16 protein-coding genes are annotated in these 16799 nt (G+C 50.1%); 9 read left to right on the top strand and 7 right to left on the bottom strand.

Features of this window, described 5'->3' with window-relative positions:
- The 3 genes from ABYP33_RS06020 to ABYP33_RS06010 form a co-directional block, all read left to right on the top strand.
- Positions 1 to 1668, top strand: a 1668-nt coding sequence (locus tag ABYP33_RS06020) for a cobaltochelatase subunit CobN (protein WP_373089405.1), incomplete at its 5' end; no start/stop codon positions are given.
- A 12-nt stretch (positions 1669 to 1680) separates the two neighbouring features.
- Positions 1681 to 2139 carry a MotA/TolQ/ExbB proton channel family protein gene (locus ABYP33_RS06015; RefSeq protein WP_373089403.1) on the top strand — a complete coding sequence of 153 codons (459 nt, stop codon included), beginning with the start codon at positions 1681 to 1683 and terminating at the stop codon, positions 2137 to 2139.
- Positions 2132 to 2440, top strand: coding sequence for a DUF2149 domain-containing protein (locus ABYP33_RS06010; RefSeq protein WP_373082694.1), 309 nt, complete (start codon positions 2132 to 2134; stop codon positions 2438 to 2440). The genes ABYP33_RS06015 and ABYP33_RS06010 overlap by 8 nt, the downstream gene beginning before the upstream one ends.
- Before the next feature lie 36 nt (positions 2441 to 2476).
- Here ABYP33_RS06010 and ABYP33_RS06005 read toward each other — a convergent pair whose 3' ends face one another.
- Positions 2477 to 4981, bottom strand: a complete 2505-nt coding sequence (locus ABYP33_RS06005) for an FAD-dependent oxidoreductase (protein WP_373089401.1) — start codon at positions 4979 to 4981, stop codon at positions 2477 to 2479.
- Positions 4982 to 5134: 153 nt separating this feature from the next.
- On the opposite strand from ABYP33_RS06005, the gene ABYP33_RS06000 reads away from it, so the two are divergent.
- Positions 5135 to 5509, top strand: coding sequence for a hypothetical protein (locus ABYP33_RS06000; protein WP_373089399.1), 375 nt, complete (start codon positions 5135 to 5137; stop codon positions 5507 to 5509).
- Between the two features lie 52 nt (positions 5510 to 5561).
- Positions 5562 to 5780, top strand: coding sequence for a hypothetical protein (locus tag ABYP33_RS05995; protein ID WP_373089397.1), 219 nt, complete (start codon positions 5562 to 5564; stop codon positions 5778 to 5780).
- Between the two features lie 19 nt (positions 5781 to 5799).
- Here the strand turns inward: ABYP33_RS05995 and ABYP33_RS05990 are convergent, their stop codons facing one another.
- The 3 genes from ABYP33_RS05990 to ABYP33_RS05980 are packed head-to-tail and all read right to left on the bottom strand — an operon-like array spanning position 5800 to position 11026.
- Entirely contained in the window at positions 5800 to 6015 is a 216-nt protein-coding gene (locus tag ABYP33_RS05990) for a hypothetical protein (RefSeq protein ID WP_373089395.1), read from the bottom strand.
- Between the two features lie 11 nt (positions 6016 to 6026).
- Entirely contained in the window at positions 6027 to 6605 is a 579-nt protein-coding gene (locus ABYP33_RS05985; protein ID WP_373089393.1) for a hypothetical protein, read from the bottom strand.
- Positions 6605 to 11026 (bottom strand): RHS repeat-associated core domain-containing protein, encoded by a 4422-nt coding sequence (locus ABYP33_RS05980; protein ID WP_373089391.1) that lies wholly within the window; start codon positions 11024 to 11026, stop codon positions 6605 to 6607. The genes ABYP33_RS05985 and ABYP33_RS05980 overlap by 1 nt, the downstream gene beginning before the upstream one ends.
- A 252-nt stretch (positions 11027 to 11278) precedes the next feature.
- Here ABYP33_RS05980 and ABYP33_RS05975 point away from each other — a divergent pair, with 252 nt between their 5' ends.
- On the top strand, positions 11279 to 11860 hold the full coding sequence (locus ABYP33_RS05975) for a DUF2244 domain-containing protein (protein WP_373089389.1): 582 nt from the start codon (positions 11279 to 11281) through the stop codon (positions 11858 to 11860).
- A gap of 57 nt (positions 11861 to 11917) precedes the next feature.
- On the opposite strand, the gene ABYP33_RS05970 is transcribed toward ABYP33_RS05975, so the two are convergent.
- The 3 genes from ABYP33_RS05970 to ybaK form a co-directional block, all read right to left on the bottom strand.
- Positions 11918 to 12790, bottom strand: coding sequence for a 2-keto-4-pentenoate hydratase (locus tag ABYP33_RS05970; RefSeq protein WP_373089387.1), 873 nt, complete (start codon positions 12788 to 12790; stop codon positions 11918 to 11920).
- Positions 12791 to 12854: 64 nt separating this feature from the next.
- Entirely contained in the window at positions 12855 to 13244 is a 390-nt protein-coding gene (locus tag ABYP33_RS05965; RefSeq protein WP_373089385.1) for a hypothetical protein, read from the bottom strand.
- 33 nt (positions 13245 to 13277) lie between these two features.
- Entirely contained in the window at positions 13278 to 13751 is a 474-nt protein-coding gene (ybaK, locus tag ABYP33_RS05960) for a Cys-tRNA(Pro) deacylase (protein WP_373089383.1), read from the bottom strand.
- Between the two features lie 171 nt (positions 13752 to 13922).
- Between ybaK and rimO the strand changes: the two genes are divergently transcribed.
- The 3 genes from rimO to ABYP33_RS05945 all read left to right on the top strand — a co-directional run bounded on the left by rimO (position 13923) and on the right by ABYP33_RS05945 (position 16429).
- Complete coding sequence (gene rimO / locus ABYP33_RS05955; RefSeq protein ID WP_373089381.1) at positions 13923 to 15236, top strand: 30S ribosomal protein S12 methylthiotransferase RimO; 1314 nt, start codon at positions 13923 to 13925, stop codon at positions 15234 to 15236.
- Positions 15236 to 15949, top strand: a complete 714-nt coding sequence (locus tag ABYP33_RS05950; RefSeq protein WP_373089379.1) for a 16S rRNA (uracil(1498)-N(3))-methyltransferase — start codon at positions 15236 to 15238, stop codon at positions 15947 to 15949. The genes rimO and ABYP33_RS05950 overlap by 1 nt, the downstream gene beginning before the upstream one ends.
- 282 nt (positions 15950 to 16231) lie before the next feature.
- On the top strand, positions 16232 to 16429 hold the full coding sequence (locus ABYP33_RS05945; RefSeq protein WP_373089377.1) for a hypothetical protein: 198 nt from the start codon (positions 16232 to 16234) through the stop codon (positions 16427 to 16429).
- Positions 16430 to 16799: the final 370 nt, after the last annotated feature.

Below are 16799 nucleotides of genomic sequence, written 5' to 3'. Positions count from 1 at the left end.
CGCAATTTTTATGCACTGGACGGCAGCCTCTTACCCACCCGCGTTGGGGTTGAGGTAGGCACGGCACTGGCCGCCAAAGTACTGGCTGGCGAGTCTGGAGTCGCCCTTGCCAATACCGATATCGCCAATAATAAGCAGGGCATTATTTTATGGGCCTCCGACGCCGTGCGCGACGAGGGCGCGATGATTGCCTTTGGCATGAAGCTGCTCGGCGTGCGGCCCATTTGGAATAGTCGCGGCATCATTAAAGGTTTAGAGCGCCTGCCCCTTGGCCCCGACCAGCCCCGCCGCTTCGACGTAGTATTTACCACCTCGGGCTTGTTTCGTGATCTCTACGGCCAGCATTTACTGCTGCTCGACAAAGCCGGATTACTCGCACTAGATGCCAGCAGTGACTTAATTCGTCGCGACTACCCCGCATTGAGTTTGGCCCTAAACGCTGCGCTAGCGCCCCTAGACGAACCTCACAAAGGCGGCAGCGAGCCGCTGGACAAAAATCAAGTTGCCAATAACTGGGTGAACGAGGCGCGGGAATTACTCGCTGCCAGCCCCGCAATCTCGGCCCAAGACCTTGGCCGCCAAGCCAGTGTGCGGGTATTTGGTATTGCCCCAGGCGCTTACGGCGCAGGGGTTAACCGCATGGTTGAACGCAGCGGCTCCTGGCAGGACCGCAGCGAATTGGCCGAGGTCTTTGTTAAACGCATGGGCCACGCCTACGGGGTCGGTTTGCAGGGCGAATCTGCGCAACCCCTGTTCCGTCGCCAGCTCACGGGGGTGTCGCAAACCTATTTGGGCCGCGCCAGCCATCTATACGGATTAATCGACAATAACGACGCCTTCGATTACCTCGGCGGTTTTAATTTGGCGGTGGAAACCGTGAGCGGCAAAGTACCGGCCAGCGCGGTGATCAACCACGCCGACAATCGCAATTTGCACATCGACGCACTGCCCGAGGCATTATTGTCGGAGTTGCGCGGCCGCTTCTTTAATCCCCAGTGGATTAAACCCCTTATGGCCGAGGGCTATTCCGGCGCCCGCACCATGGGCAGCGAATTTATTGAATACCTCTGGGGCTGGCAGGTGACTAGCCCCGACATTATCAATGACCGCGTGTGGGAAGAAGTAAAAGCCATTTACGTGGACGATGCCATGCAGCTCGGGCTGGCGGAATTTTTAGCTCAAGACAATAACCGCTATGTGCAGAGCAATATTCTGGCAGTGATGCTGGTCGCCATCGACAAAGGCTTTTGGCAAGCCGACGCTGCCACCGTTAAACAATTGGCCGCGCAATTTAGCGACAATATTATTGAGCACGGCAATCCAGGCAGTGGCCACACCCACGCCAATCACCCCATGTATGCGCTGGTAAAAAAGCAGCTCAGCCCCGAGCACGCCAAAGAGCTTGAGGCAGTGTTGGCCAAGAGCCGAGTTACGCCGGAAGCGCCAAGCACTAGCTCGCCCAGCCATATTCAGGAAGTACAGCTAGACGCGAATACTGCAGCGCAATTTAGCCAGCAGGGGAAAGCGTCTAAGCAGGAACCCGCAGCTGCGTCAGCTGAACAAAAAACATCAGCCAGCGCCATTAGCCCTTATCTACCGTGGCTATTTGCAGCTGGAATATTACTGCTCGTCAGCGGCCTGTGGCGCGGTCGCCAGCCTAAATTCTAAATGGAGTTCACTATGGTTACTGGATTGTCTCAAGGGCTAATGCACCAGATCACCTCACTGCTACTAGAGCCGGTGATTTGGGCTTTATTATTTTTTGTCGCGCTGGCGATTTATGAGGTGGGTATTTGCATTGGCGAGTACTGGGGTGGCATTCGCAAACTCCGCGACGCTGGCAACCGCGACGCACTGGTGCTCGCCGGTAAACGCCGCATTGAGCGCGCTGACTTTATTACCCGCCTCGCCCCCATGCTGGGCTTGATGGGTACATTAATTCCCCTCGGGCCAGGCCTAGCGGCGCTTGGCGAAGGCGAGTTGCGCATTCTCACCACCGCCATGACCGTGGCCTTCGACACCACCGTGATTGGCCTGCTCGCGGGCATGATCGGCTTTGTGCTCGCCCGCCTGCGCCGCCGTTGGTACGACCAAGCCCTGCACCAGCTTGCCACCTTGGAAACTACACAACATGGATAAGTGGCGCGACAGCGAATTTCTCGACAATAACGACGACCCCCTTGGCCCCATGGCTAACTTGGTCGATATTATTTTGGTGTTTGCCTGCGGCTTAATTGCCGCTTTGGTATCGATGAGCCCCGACCTACAGCAACATTTTAAGGCCGAGCCACAACAGCAGGATATTTCCCTAGGCAAAGAGCTGCCCAGTGTACCAACAACAGTTCAGCAACAAATTCAAAATGGTGACGGCTACGAGGCCTTGGGGCAGGTCTACCGCGACCCCAAAACCGGAAAATTGATCTTGATTGGCGGCAGTTAAAACTGGGCTTTCGTCCGGCTTTAACTGCCAAGCATATTAATAGTCGAAGATATGCTCCAGCTCAATTTGCTGTTCGCTTACCTTGCTGGCAAGCGCTTCAAGCAAGCGTGTTAAATCTGCGACGCCAACGAGTACAAAAATCCGCTCGCGCTCGTCATCAGACACCAATACTGACCTGAATAACTCGCTACCCGCTAGGCCCGACACATCGGCACCTGCTGAGCCGAGCAGTGACACGACAATTTGGTGGTTGCCAGAAATATCTCTGATCGCCCACTCATCGCTCGCAAAGCGTGGCATTGTTTTGGTAAAACCGCCCCAGCGGGGTACAGACATTAAAAAGTCGTCGCCACCCCCGGCAAGCATCTCGACGCCATCAGGTTCTTTCGGCAATCGAATGCTATTGCTGATCACACGTTGAGCAGTAAGGTAAATCCGTTTATCTGTTTCGCCATAAGTGGATTGGGCGGCGTATTTAATGGCTTTGGCGTACAGTGATTTCAAGCCAAACTCGGCGCTAAAGAATAACTTGCGCTCCCATTTACGCAGGGGATGATCGCCCCACAAACTGGTTTCAGCCCAGAGCCGATCCCGCCAACCTGCAAAATCGAACTCATACCACGGCTCGTCATAAATAAGTTCACTGTATGCGCGGTGGGCCTGTTGGATAAGCTTATCTTCCTGGGTGTCTTCACCGCTCGCGGTCCAGCGGGTGAAGCGGCCGATGCTGCCCTCATACGCGCCCTTGGCTAAATATTCTAATGTTGTGCCAATACCAATAAACCGCAACATGGTGCGGTATTCCGTATTCGCTGGGTAATTCTGCCGACTAATGGCAATGGCCCTATCGTAAAGCACCCAATATTCCTCGATGCTTTCGTAAAAGGGGAAATTGCTAGGGTCGCGACCCTGCGCTAAATAGTCGGCATATTCTTTGGGCTGGAATACTAAATACCATTCTGGGATCGTCAGAAAAGTTTGTTCTTCGTTGCGATAGTAATTACCTAAATCTATTTTACTTTGCGCCAGTAAATCCCGATTTTTAGGGTAATATTTTGCCCAAAGTAAATTCACAAAGCGGTTGTTTGGATCTAGGCGACGCTTGAGTGCAAAATAGTCTGGCGCCTTGGGGTAGGCAGCCAGAAATTGTTCCGGGCTAGCCTGCAGCTGATACGGCAAATAATAAGCGCCGCCCAAACTAATCGCCGCGTCGATCATCTCGCTGCTCCACACACTCACTGCTTTCTTTGCGGTGGCGTCAGTGCCTTGGCGGTAGTACACAACAAACGCAAAAACCTCAGTTTTAGCCCAATTAAGTATGGTCTTGGAATCTGCCTTCGCGTGCCGAACACTGACGTTGATAATATTGGCTTTATTGCGCTGGAAGATTTCCCACATCTGCACGTGAAATTCCTCAAAACGCGCTACCGGTACAAAATATTCGCGCAGGCCATAACTGTATTCCGAACGATCTTTGGGCTCCAATTCAGCGACGTCGTAACTGGCCTCGTAATTTCGCCACTCAACCCGCTCGGGGTAATACCAAACTGGGTCAATGATGTGTTCGCGTGTCCATTTCCCAAAGTTGGAACTCGCAACAAACTCCGCCGCTTTAACCTGCCAGTAATAGTCTTTATCTTCGGGGATTAATCGCTCGGCAACCGTAGGCGATTTATCCGTAGCAAGCCAGCTCACGTCGCGCAGACGATTGTAGTGCGGAGGGTAAATATCGGCGTTGTGAAAAACCACATCGCTGTTGTCGCGCACATTGTCGCGAAAGTACTGGGAATAGTCTTCGGTAGCCATTACTCGCACGCGACGCTCTACGGCAATATTGTCTTCGAGCTGTAGCGTCGCCTCGACAATCACGCCTAAACCGCCGTACCCGCCTATGGCGCCGTAAAAAATATCTGCATTGGTATGCGGCGAAGCATCTATTACGCTGCCATCGGCGAGCAGTAATTTTAATCCCAACACTGAGCCCACCAGCGGCCCCTCACCAATATAGCGGCCGTGAACATTGACACTTAGCGAGCCACCCACCGTGAAATTGGCGTAGGTTTGCATGGTTTTAATGGCCAAATTATGCGGATCAATCGCGGCCTGCAGGTCCCGCCAACGGATCCCCGGCTGAACAGTCACTGTCTTCGCTGCGGTGTCTATATTCAGCACCTTATTAAAGCTGCGCATATCTAGGTGAGTACTGTCTGGATATGCGGTTTGACCGCCTTGACTAAAGCGACCACCACCAATGGAAACACGGCCCGCTGTTGACGCCAGCGCGGCCTGCACATCCGCAATTGACTCGGGGCGAATCACCTGCCCTACCCGCACTGCATTTAATTTACTAACGTCGTTAACGGTCAGCGGTAATACCGGCGGCACAAAATTATCGTCGCCACTGCGTAATACCGCAACTGTAGTACTTACCGCCAAAACGACGATCAAGAGAATAAGAATACTTACCAGAACGCGGAGTACCCGCCAAAGTATTTGTGCTGGATTAACGCGATTTGACCGGGGTCCTTTTAGTTTGTACAAGCCTAAACTCCAAATTTGTATATGAGTTGAGCGTAATAAAAAAAACAACAATAAAACCGGTATCGCAACGCCAATTCATTCAATCTCTGGCGTTGCTCGGCAAAGCTGTCGCTACCCCCGCATCGCCCAACAAAGATATTATCACTGACAACTTTGCTTATATTTACAACAACCCCAATTTCCCCAAGAGTTTTCTCCCACCTGATCAACGTCTTCCATCTAAACCCAGAGCAGCAGCTTCAACAATTCATTCAGGCCGCCGTCGAAGTTTATAACCCGGACGAAAATGTGTATTGCCAGCCGCAAAACAAGTTGACCGATATTAAGCCGTTTCTTGGCGAATTAACATTTGCGCTGCCGGCTTTAAACAAAAAAATGAAAATAGCCACACAAACGCTGAAATTACTGGATAACCGTCGTCGCTGCGAAGGTCATTTAGAGATTGGTTCAACCGGCCGCTATATTGACTCACTCGAAGAAGGCTTCAATATTGTTGGTGAACACTATTTCTTGCCGAAAAGGCGCTGAGCCATTCGCGACGCCATGAAACTCGGCGCCTATATGGCGATAAGAGATCACGATGCCCGCAATGCGGGCGGTGGTTGGCCTTACCCACGACGTATTCAATATGGGCACAGAAGAGAGCCGGGGCTACAACACCGAGGCATTACGCCACTTTTACAGTTTAAGCTTCCTCGACGATTGGCTAACTAAATCGGGATTTATCGGCGATGGCCGCAAATTACTCCAAAGTGGCGACCCCACCGAAAATGCACTTATGGTGTACCGAAAAGTATGAGCCGTAATGGCAAACCGTGTTACTCAATTGTCAGGTTTGCAGTATTAAAGTCCGCTACAGTCAGCTCTTGGGGCTGATTAGTTTGCGGATTAGTCGCCGTGGCCGTGACAGAGCTTACGCTCAGCTCGGGGCGCGCTGCAGGCCCCGTCGGCGCGCGGCTACTAGCGTCACCACCGCAGGCCGACAATAGCGCCAGCAGCGTCATACTGGCCGCGATTTTATTAAAATTAAGCATAAAATTACTCCTTAAAAATCGACTAGCGCAGTAAAGTGCAAACTGCTGCCCGCCCCGATGGTAACCGGTGCTAAGAAGGTAAAAAGCACCTCGCCACTTGCCGATGGCGAACCAATCAATTGAGCCACAACCTCTTCGCCCGCGTCGGCAATGGTATTAGCATTAGCGTCGTAAATAAGATTTAAACGTGTGAGTGCTAAAAAACTTGCCGCCGTGCCATCCATGTTTATGCTTATTTCAGACAGGTTCACAGCCGCGTCACTGGGATTACTCAGGCTAAAACTCACCATAGGAATATTGCGGGTGCCGATAGGATAAGACTCGTCAATCACCGGCCCACACGTGTCCGGCAGGGTTTCAATACCGACAAAAATCGCCGCTCTGATCTCACGTTTCAATACCGTACCGGCAGCGTCGTAAGAATAACTGATTAATTTATCGCCGTTGTTGGCAGAGGTTAAGCGACCAAGCGCGTCGTAGCGGTAAACAATACTTTCGTGGGCTACGCTAGTAATGGGTGACATTAACACCGCTAAGGCCACGGCTTTAAACATTTTTACAGCGGCATATTTGTTAAGATAAATATTCATTACTTCACCCCCGCATAGTTTTTTTCAGGATTGAAGAAATCCGGCCAAAACTCTTGGGGAATCGGCACAAAGGTACCCAACATATTTTTAGCCCCCACCGCGGCGTGCAGCCAAGTGTCTGTGTCACTGTCGACCTCTGCATTCAACAGTTCGTATTCAAGTACATGTTGAATCGAGCGAAGACGGCTGCGCAGACGCAATTGCCAGCGATCACGATTCACCTCTTCAAAGAGGTCATGGGGGATTTCCTTATTCATAAAAATTTCAAACGCTGCGGCAGACTGGGTTTCGGCGGTTTCAAAGGCTTGCCTGAGCCGCTTGCCATAAGCAGCCTCTACCCGATCAAGGGCACTTTTGAGTTTGTAAGCTTCTATACCAATACTCACGACCTGCAATGCCGTGCCAGCATGCCCTATCGCCCCGGTGACGTTGGTGACTTTTTGTAATTTCTCGGCCTTTTTGACGGTACTAGTGACAATATTAATATCTTTTGGCGTTGCCGCTGCGGGTAAGGCATTACTCAGAATATTGGCAACGTCATCGAGCTTGCTCGCGGCTTGACTGAGATAATTATCACCAATGCCGATCGCACCTGTAATTGAACCCAAGCCAGACAGGCTCTTTTCAAGCACATACGCTAGGGTGATACTTGTGCCAATGGGATCAATATTATTTATGGGATTTAAACCAGCGTAAGTATAAGGGTTGACCGACAGCGGATAGAGACGCGCCGCTATTGGGTCGCGACTAATAAACCGCATACTACTTGCGTCATAAAAGCGCTGATACATTAGGTACAAAGTAGTACCCGATTGCTGCATAACACCGTATTTACCGCCATAGGTAAAAGGGTTATCGCTGGCACCATTACTCGCGAGTATTTCACCGTAAGGCGAATAACTGTAGCTAGCAATCACTACGCCGTCGTCATTGGTCAAAAAGCTCGTATTGCCTGCCGCATCAAAATGGTAATAGCTGCGCTGACCACTCGTGTCAATGCTATACAACAATGTGCCCTGCGGATCTCTAACCAAATATTTATCCGGCACGCCGTTATTCTTAATAATACTGATTGCGGGCAGGCGCTCATAGCCGTAGTTCCAAACGTATTGCTGGCTTTGCTCACCATCACTGCGCTGCACTACGCCGCCGAATCCGTCGTATTCATAGTGGTAACTGGTGCCGCCTACGCTCAGTTGTGTCAGCCTCGATGCGGCGTCCCACACATAACTGTATTGATCGTCTGCGGTGAGTCTGCCCAAGGCATCGTAGCTTTTATTATTACCGCTAAGTTGGCCAGCGGCATCGACACTTTGGGTCATTAAACCGTCTTGCCAGCCACTTTCATCCAAGGGCAGGTGACGCTCCTCCGCAATTATTTGTCCAGCTTTGTCGCGCTGGTAGCTTATACCGCCAAGGCTTGCGCCATCTCCACTCAGGTCCTCAATGGCGATGATTCGGTTTACTGCGTCGTACGTGATCTTATTGGTTTCACCGTTGGGCCGCTCCATTACCACTCTGCGACCATCACTGTCGTGATTAAACTCGCTGCTACCGTCTAGCCAATCAGTCACTGAAAGCAACAAGCCATCGACGTCATAGCTATAGTTAACAACCTTGCCTTCCTCGTACGTTATAGACTGCAACTTACCGTCGGGATAATAACTTAGCTGCAAGCCATTGTTGTTGACTATTTTGCCATTGGCGTCGTGGTCAAAGACCAGGTTTTCGGTGCTGAGTAAACGACCATTAGTAGAATAGCTATAGTTAATCTCGGTGCTGTCAGAGAATTTACGCTGCTGGGTTAATTCTCTTCCGGTGTACGTAATTTCTTGGCTGCTGCCGTCGGGGTAATTTACCTTGGCAATACGTCCCATGCTGTCGTAACTCATGATCATGCTTTGGTTTAATGGGTCGCCAGCTGAAGTCATTTGACCATGTTGATTGTAGCCAAAGCCCCAGCTATTCCCCATAGGATCACTTAAACCCGTTAAGCGACCTTGTGTGTCACGCGTAAATTGCGCATTCACTCCAGTCGCTAAACTTATGCCAGAGAGAATTCCCAAGGCGTCATAGCTATAGGCAGTGGTATTGCCCAAGGGGTTTTCTACCGCGGTAACGCGACCCATGCTGTCGTAGCTGTATTTGTAGCTATTGCCGTCGGCTTGAGTCCAATTGAGAATATTACCTAGAGCGTCATATTGGTATTGATTGCTATTTCCTAGCGGCGACGCCGCTGACACCAAATTACCACGACTATCGTAACTGCTCGACCAGCTATTACCCGCCGGAGTTTCGCTGCCTATAAGCCTGCCGTTAGCGTCGTAAGTGAATTCAGCAATTGCGCTATTCATATTGCTAATACTGTCTAAATATTGAGTTGGCCCGTAGTTACGCTCGCTAACTTGACCTAATGGATCGATAACGCTCAGCAGAATATCGTTATTATTATAATGAAAAAATGTTTTATGGCCTTGAGGATCTTCAATGCTTACCAGGTTTTGGTTTTTATCGTAACTGAACAAGGTTGTTGCACCTCGCTCGTCGGTTTCTTCCACTAACTGATCAGCCTTATTGCGGCTCATTATTCGGCTGCTACCATCAGGCCAGATAATTTTTTCCAACCGCTTTAAACTGTCGTAAACGAACTCGGTAACGTGGCCGTCAGAACTGGTTTTCGTCGCCAAATTGCCATCGGGGTGGTAGCTAAAACTCGACGTTGCACCGTCAGGGCTTTTTGCGGTTAGGCGCTGGCCGCGGGTATTATAGGTGTACTGCCACTGAGCACCTTTTTGGTTGGTGACCTTGATGACATTACCGACATTATCATATTCGTATTTTTTTCTTGTGCCGTCGGAAAAAACAATCTCAACCAAGTCTTCGTAAATTTCGCCTTTGACACCAGTACGGGATTGATATTTAAATTCTGTGGTATCGCCATTGCGATTAGTCACTCTGTCTATTTTTCCATTAGCTGCATTAAAATTATAACGGGTCGCATTCCCTGCCGAGTCCGTAATTTTGTCACGTCGCTGCAGCACATCGCCGGTCATTTGGATACTCTCGCCATTTTGATCCGTGTGCTGGGTCAGCACCCCAGTGGCGTTATGACTGTGTTCAATACTGCTATTATCTGGCGCCGACACACTGGTTTGGCCGTTTACCGAGTTATATGAGAACATATATTTATTGCCATCGCCGTCGGTCTGACTCGCAACTCGTCCGCTCAAATATTGTTCAGCAGTAGTAAAGAAAGTTTGTTGATAGGGAATATTTTGTTCGGGCTTTTGCTTGTAGAGCATTAAAGCCCAATCGGCGGTACCAAAAGTATCGGCATAGTTGTATTGCGTCGATGCGCCCATCACATCGGTCACCGAGCTGAGGTAGAACGGCGTGGGATCTTCGCCAGTATAATAAAAGCGAATACTGCGCTGAAAATTATCATCTAATACTTCTTGAACACTAGTGAGCTTATAGAGGTTACCCACAAAGCTATAGCTAAACCGTAACTCCCTGCCAAGACCATCACTGACCAAGGTTAATCTACCCCATGGCCCACTTTCATTCAGTGAATAGCTCAGACTCAGCTTATTGCCCTTGCCATCGCTGATTTCCTCTAATTGCCCGCGCTCATTAAATTGGTGTGTTAATTGGTTGTGAGCGTCGAATAAAATTATCTTGCCTTGCTGTTGAATAACTTGATCTGGCTGCTGACCATTACCGCCCTGAAACGTCCAGTTTCCAGCGTCGTCGCTTAAATAATTAAACACCTTACCCTTGGGACTCACGACCAGCAGTTTATTGCCTACCCAATGCACCCGCCAATCAAAATTGTGGAGCCAATTGTCACCTAAATCACCGACAATATAGCCGCGACGCAAATAAGAACCGTAGTAGCGCTTAAAATACAGGGGGAGCGGTCCATCCAAATACAGATCGTAATCCTCGGCGATGAACAGCTCACCAGAGAAGGTATTTACCGGATCCAGGGAGGAACCAGAGGAGCTAACACCCACCGATTTAGGGTCTTTCACCAGTACATGTACGTTCACATGTTGCCCCACATCTTGACAAGGGCCTTGGGGGTCACCGCCGGGCAATGCATCTTCGCCAGTCCAGGTCACATCCAACGAGGTTAGACCAGCTTGGGTATTACTCGCTTTAATATCAAGAATAACTTCCACACCGTACGACGAGCTTGGGCTGGCTCCGGCAACGCTAGCAATGCTGGTATCGGCCGTTGAGCCATCGACCTTAGCAGCACAACTGCCACTGTCTTTAACGGAGATTTTACCGGTCTCACCAAGCCACAATTCTATTTGCTGGGGAAAGACCGCATGGGCCTGAAGAAATGAAGAAAAGCTTAGAAATATTATTAAACTTAGTAACTTAGCTGACCACCCAAACTTATCATAAGGCATTAGTAGACTCCTTTCGTTTCAGTCGCTATTCGCGCCCAAACAAAGATTGTCGAACCAGCCCAAAACCGCAATGACAAGTTTTCCGATACATCGATCAGGCTACTACTCTTTTACTATTTATCGTGCGCCTAAAACCACTCAGGGAGTCAATTCAAGGGCAAAATTTATTATAGGCAATATGCCTTCGATTACCAGCAGTAAAACCGCCACAGGCAATCTCGCTGTAGCCTCCCATGCAAGTACGGTATTTAAATGCGCAAGATCTCAGATTTTACTGAAAAAATTGCAATGCCTGCTAAACTTAAAAACAGCAAAGGAGACTTGGCTATGATTGATATCCGCAATAAAGATCAGGGTTCAGAAATTATCTTGCGCCCCAATTGCTCGGCAGACTGGTCTGCAAACCGGCGTATCATTCAGACCATCATGCTGTTTAATATCGTCCTCGGCCTGGGCTTTGCCGCCAACGGCGCATGGCTTGTCCTGCCCTTTATGGGGCTAGAAGTATTATTGCTGTGGCTGGTATTAAGCACGGTTTTTCGCAATTTGCAGATACAGCACATTGTCAGTCTTGACCCGCAAAACCTATGCATTGACGTTGGCCATCACCGCTGCGAGCATCGTTGGCAGTGGCCGAGACAGACCAGCTTCGTCTTAGTCACCGTTCTCCCCCACCCTTGGGATCCATTGCAAATCAGTATTAGCCATTGCGGCGAGTGCGTGAGTATTGGTGATTTTTTAAATAAAGACGATAGCCGAGAGTTACTAAGCGCATTGCGCAATAACGGTCTGCCGGTTAGGCATTATTGTGGCTCAAGCACCTTGGAGGCCTAAGCGCCTCTATAAACAACCTTTATTCAAAACGGGGACGATTTGAAAGCCCTTAGTTTATTAGGGCAGAATATTGATTGCCAAGTTACCTAAACCGGTAATTTCACCTTCGCAGCGCCCTGCCTGCAGCGGCAGCATTTGACCAATTGCACCGGTCAATAGCCACTGATCTGGATAAATAACCCAGCCCTGCGCCACTCGGTCGTTAATTAAAGCCAGTAAGGTCTGCCACTGCCCACCCAGTATATCGCCACTGACGACAGACAATATCACGTCATTATTGCAACTGAGCTTAACGGCAAAGGTGTCGATATCAAAGCTCTTAGTGGCCGCCAAGCTCTGCAGCGTTTTCGCCTCGCCAACCACAAAACTGTGTGCCGCCGCATTTTCGCGCACAATTCCTAAAGCACCCTCGTCGGGACTGCGCAACAGCCCCAGATCCGGCAATTCAAAGGCAGGCGCAACGTCGGCAACCAGCGCTTTTAAACTCACAATATCAGCAATTTCATTGTTCACGGTTTGCTTTAAGCGGAAAGCCATTTCCAACTCAATCATACCTTGGCCAAAATCCGACAGCGCTATGGGCTTTTCACTCGCAATTTTGGTGTACGGCGGCAAAACCCCAAACACCGGGCGATCACTATTAAATCGTTTCTGGCCCGCGCTAGAGGTTAATCCCGCTTTAAAACCTGCAGGACTTACACCATTTAAGCGAACAAGCATGACATCGTGCTGCTCTGCATAGGCGCGCCGCCACGCCTCGTCACTAAAAAACTGTTTCTCTGTACTCGATTCTGGTGTTAATGCACCCTCTCGTGCCGAGGCATCGGCGCGCACCACTAACGATGCGCCGCCAACAAATAAAAGCATTCCCATGAATGCAATTTTCATTAAGCTCGACGCGGGTTTTCCTAAAACACACAAGCCCTGCATTCCATCACCTCTTTACTTTTATAGCTACATATTCAGTCAGACAAATAATACTCCGCCGTAGAGACTAGCCGCACTTTTTAACATGCGAATTATTTTCGTCGCGACCTTCAATTGTGAACGGCCCCTGTGGGGCAGGTTTAACCCTACCCAAAACACTATCAGAGTCGGCCGCAAATTTCCCAGCCACCACCCGCGTTTCACGGGTCGCCTCTTCAATCATCGCGGACTTAATCTCGTTTAAACGGGTATATAAATACTCGGTTTGCGCTTGATAATGATTGCCGATAAAGGCAATGCCCTGCCTACCGAGTGCGGATAACTGCCTGCTCACCCTGCGCACTCGCTCAAGTAAGCCCTTTACTGCCACACTGCGCTCAAATTGGCGGTAGTCGACGGCAGCCTTATTCATTAACAAGCCAAAGGAAGACAAGCCCAATACCAACACCAGAATCACTGCAACTCACAAGCAACTCCTTGTTATTACAAATTAATCCAATTGTGCGATGGGCGCCGAGAGACCGCTTGTCAAACCCAATAAATCCTGTGCTGCTAATTCAATCTCAAGGCCCCGCCGCCCTGCACTCACGTATATCGTCGCAAAACCCATTGCCGACTCGTCAACCACCGTCGGCAATTGCCGTTTCTGCCCGAGCGGGCTCACTCCACCCAACACATAACCGCTGGAGCGCTCAGCATCAGTCGGCGCCGCCATCTCGACCTTCTTCACTTTTAAGGCTTTAGCCATGGCCTTTAAATTTAACTGCCCAGCCACCGGCACCACCGCTACCGCCAAACCTTTAGGCTCTTGAGCCACAACCAAGGTTTTAAACACCTGCGCCGGATTCAAGCCCAGTTTCTCAACCGCCTTAAGACCATAAGAATGACTGGCCGAGTCATGACTATACTCGTGCACGGTGTGGGCAATTTTGTGCTTTTTGGCGAGGTTAATGGCTGGTGTCATGTGGGTGCTCCGTGCTGTGTGAAATTGACCGTGATGCGATTACTGGGTTCCCGTCCGACGTCTGACGTCGGACGACCTCCAGCCACGATTCCGCGCCACTAATCACAGAAACATAGGCGCCAGCCCCCCAATCCGGTAAAATGCGCCGCTTAAAGCATTTCAGAGGTTTCTATGACCAATTCCAAAGTCGGTTTCGTGAGTTTAGGCTGCCCCAAAGCGCTAGTGGACTCCGAACGTATTCTCACCCAACTGCGCATGGAGGGCTACGATATTGTACCCAGCTATGACGATGCCGACGTGGTGGTGGTCAATACCTGTGGTTTTATCGACAGCGCTAAACAAGAATCACTCGACGCCATTGGTGAAGCCCTGAAGGCAAATGGCAAGGTTATTGTGACCGGGTGCATGGGCGACGACGCCAAAATCCGCGCCGTACACCCCAATGTATTGGCGGTTAGCGGCCCCGCCGCTTACGAAGAAGTGGTTGGCGCAGTACACGAATGGGCGCCGCCGGCACAAAACCACGACCCCTTTGTCGATTTAGTGCCGCCCCAAGGCATAAAGCTCACACCTCGCCACTACGCGTATTTAAAAATTTCTGAAGGCTGTAACCACCGCTGCAGTTTTTGCATTATTCCGTCGATGCGCGGTGATCTAGTCAGCCGCCCCATCGGCAGCGTATTGGAAGAAGCAAAACGCCTCGTCGATGCCGGTGTGCGCGAGATTTTGGTGGTTTCCCAAGACACCAGCGCCTATGGCCTAGACACCAAGTACAAGCTGGATTTCTGGAATGGCCAGCCGATTAAAACCCGCATGTTAGAACTTTGCGAAGCGCTAGGCGAAATGGGGGTGTGGGTACGTCTGCACTATGTTTACCCCTACCCCCATGTCGACAATGTCATTCCCTTGATGGCCGAGGGCAAAATTTTGCCCTATTTGGACATTCCCTTTCAGCACGCCAGTCCCAAAGTGCTAAAAGCCATGAAACGCCCAGCCCATCAGGAAAAGACCCTTGATCGCATTAAAAAATGGCGGGGAATCTGTCCTGATCTGGTGATTCGCTCAACCTTTATCGTCGGTTTCCCCGGCGAAACCGAGGAAGACTTCCAAATTTTGCTGGACTGGTTAAAAGAAGCCCAACTCGACCGCGTCGGTTGTTTTGAATACTCGCCAGTTGAAGGCGCCACCGCCAATGATCTGGAGGAGCACGTGCCCGACGATGTTAAAAAAGATCGCTGGCAGCGCTTTATGGTGGTCGCCCAAGAGATCTCCGCCGAACGTCTGCGCGCCAAAATTGGTACCCAACAAGAAATTCTCATCGACACCGTGGATGACGAAGGCGCTATAGGCCGCAGCGTGGCCGACGCCCCGGAGATCGACGGCAAGGTTTACTTAGACGGCTTCACCGACGTTAGACCCGGCGATGCACTGGTGGTGAACATCATCGACTCTGACGACTATGATCTGTGGGCTGAACCAGCCTAATGAATCTGCTGCTACTGCAGCCTGAAGACTTAGGCGCCGATTCAAATCACATAACGCTAAGCGATGCCCGCGCAGCACACATTCGCAATGTGCTGCGCGCAGCAACCGGCGACACCCTCAAAATCGGTTTACTGAACGGCCTCACTGGCAACGCCGTCATCACCGCAATGAGTGACAGCGGGATCAGCCTGCAGTTTGAACTACACACTCCGCCACCCGCAAAACTGCCCTTAACACTACTCCTAGCCCTACCCCGGCCCAAGATGGCAAGGCGAATTATTCGCGCCGCCACTGAATTGGGCGTAGCCGAGATCATTCTGTTAAACAGCTATCGCGTGGAAAAAAGCTATTGGCAGAGCCCACTAGTCGGCGACGAAACTTTACATAAAGCCATGCAGGAAGGGCTGGAGCAAGCCGGCGACACCCTATTGCCAAAATTACGACGAGCCACCCGCTTTAAACCCTTTGCAGAAGACGAATTGCCGAGCCTCTTAAATGACAAACTAGGTTTACTCGCGCACCCCTATTCAGACCAAGGCCCACCGCAGTCTGTTACACAAAACTGTCTACTCGCCATAGGCCCCGAAGGCGGCTTCATTCCCTACGAATGTGAAAAACTCATCGCAGCTGGCTTGCAAAGCTTTAGCCTTGGCCCCCGTATTTTAAAAACAGAGACTGCGGTATCTTCCTTGATCGGCCGCTTGTTTTTATAATCGTAGATTCCGCGCAATGTACCGCAGAGCCCGCTCTACAAAATCCAAACGGTCTTGACCATAAAACATTCCATCACCCACAAAGAATATCGGCGCACCAAAAAGGTATTCACTGGGAAATACGGATTAAAGTTGAATGGGGTTTTGTAATAGTCTGCCGCCCGTGTAAATCTGCCGACATATAACGTGCTTTGATCGGAATCATCAAAAAGAATTCGATAGGTTTACGCATCATTTTATTCCTAACTAGAAAATTACCTGCCAAGAACGAAGATCGAATTCATGAGTTCAGCAATCCCTAGGCTGGCAATAAATTCGCCTGTACTGCTCGGCAATATGCTCTGGAACGAGAATTCCCGTCTGCACTTTGCTGGCGTATTTATCAGGAAAACTGTCTTAAATAAACGCCGTATCAATTGCACCGACAATGATGGAATGCGCTTAGCGATGCACTACCCGTTGCACCCCTCGCCCCTATAACCACCACGACAAGCAGCTTATCTAAATGAGTCACCGAATATCCACCATTACGTTTCTTTTTAGAACTTGTCAATTTATTCTACCTAACGGTTTATGAGGGGAGTTTTTTATGCGCTGGAAAGAACTTGATCAGCAGCCCTGCTCACTCGTGCGGCCATCTCACGGAATTACTGCCTAAGCAAGCTAACTCTTAAAACCCACAAACTACACCCGGCGCGACTGACATTACAGAATGCGCAGATAAATGCTCGCCTCAAAGGTGTAAAAAAACCAATTTTCTGACGTTGTCACACTGACACTTGCTACGGCCAGCACCTGATTCACTGCAGCTAACATAATGTAAACCACTTTCATTTCGACTAAAGTAAAA

The sequence above is a fragment of the Zhongshania sp. genome (assembly GCF_041584495.1).
In the GTDB taxonomy this organism is placed as follows: Bacteria; Pseudomonadota; Gammaproteobacteria; order Pseudomonadales; family Spongiibacteraceae; genus Spongiibacter.
Note: the sequence above shows the minus strand (reverse complement) of the source record. Positions and strands in the feature narration are given on the sequence as shown.

What these genes read in the sequence shown, in the direction of transcription:
- ybaK (WP_373089383.1), bottom strand. Translation starts at nt 13,751, where the DNA reads ATGACACCAGCCATTAACCTCGCCAAAAAGCACAAAATTGCCCACACC.
- ABYP33_RS05945 (WP_373089377.1), top strand. Translation starts at nt 16,232, where the DNA reads ATGAGTTCAGCAATCCCTAGGCTGGCAATAAATTCGCCTGTACTGCTC.
- ABYP33_RS05980 (WP_373089391.1), bottom strand. Translation starts at nt 11,026, where the DNA reads ATGCCTTATGATAAGTTTGGGTGGTCAGCTAAGTTACTAAGTTTAATA.
- ABYP33_RS06015 (WP_373089403.1), top strand. Translation starts at nt 1,681, where the DNA reads ATGGTTACTGGATTGTCTCAAGGGCTAATGCACCAGATCACCTCACTG.
- ABYP33_RS05985 (WP_373089393.1), bottom strand. Translation starts at nt 6,605, where the DNA reads ATGAATATTTATCTTAACAAATATGCCGCTGTAAAAATGTTTAAAGCC.
- ABYP33_RS05975 (WP_373089389.1), top strand. Translation starts at nt 11,279, where the DNA reads ATGCGCAAGATCTCAGATTTTACTGAAAAAATTGCAATGCCTGCTAAA.
- ABYP33_RS05995 (WP_373089397.1), top strand. Translation starts at nt 5,562, where the DNA reads ATGCCCGCAATGCGGGCGGTGGTTGGCCTTACCCACGACGTATTCAAT.
- ABYP33_RS05990 (WP_373089395.1), bottom strand. Translation starts at nt 6,015, where the DNA reads ATGCTTAATTTTAATAAAATCGCGGCCAGTATGACGCTGCTGGCGCTA.
- ABYP33_RS05970 (WP_373089387.1), bottom strand. Translation starts at nt 12,790, where the DNA reads ATGCAGGGCTTGTGTGTTTTAGGAAAACCCGCGTCGAGCTTAATGAAA.
- rimO (WP_373089381.1), top strand. Translation starts at nt 13,923, where the DNA reads ATGACCAATTCCAAAGTCGGTTTCGTGAGTTTAGGCTGCCCCAAAGCG.
- ABYP33_RS05950 (WP_373089379.1), top strand. Translation starts at nt 15,236, where the DNA reads ATGAATCTGCTGCTACTGCAGCCTGAAGACTTAGGCGCCGATTCAAAT.
- ABYP33_RS06010 (WP_373082694.1), top strand. Translation starts at nt 2,132, where the DNA reads ATGGATAAGTGGCGCGACAGCGAATTTCTCGACAATAACGACGACCCC.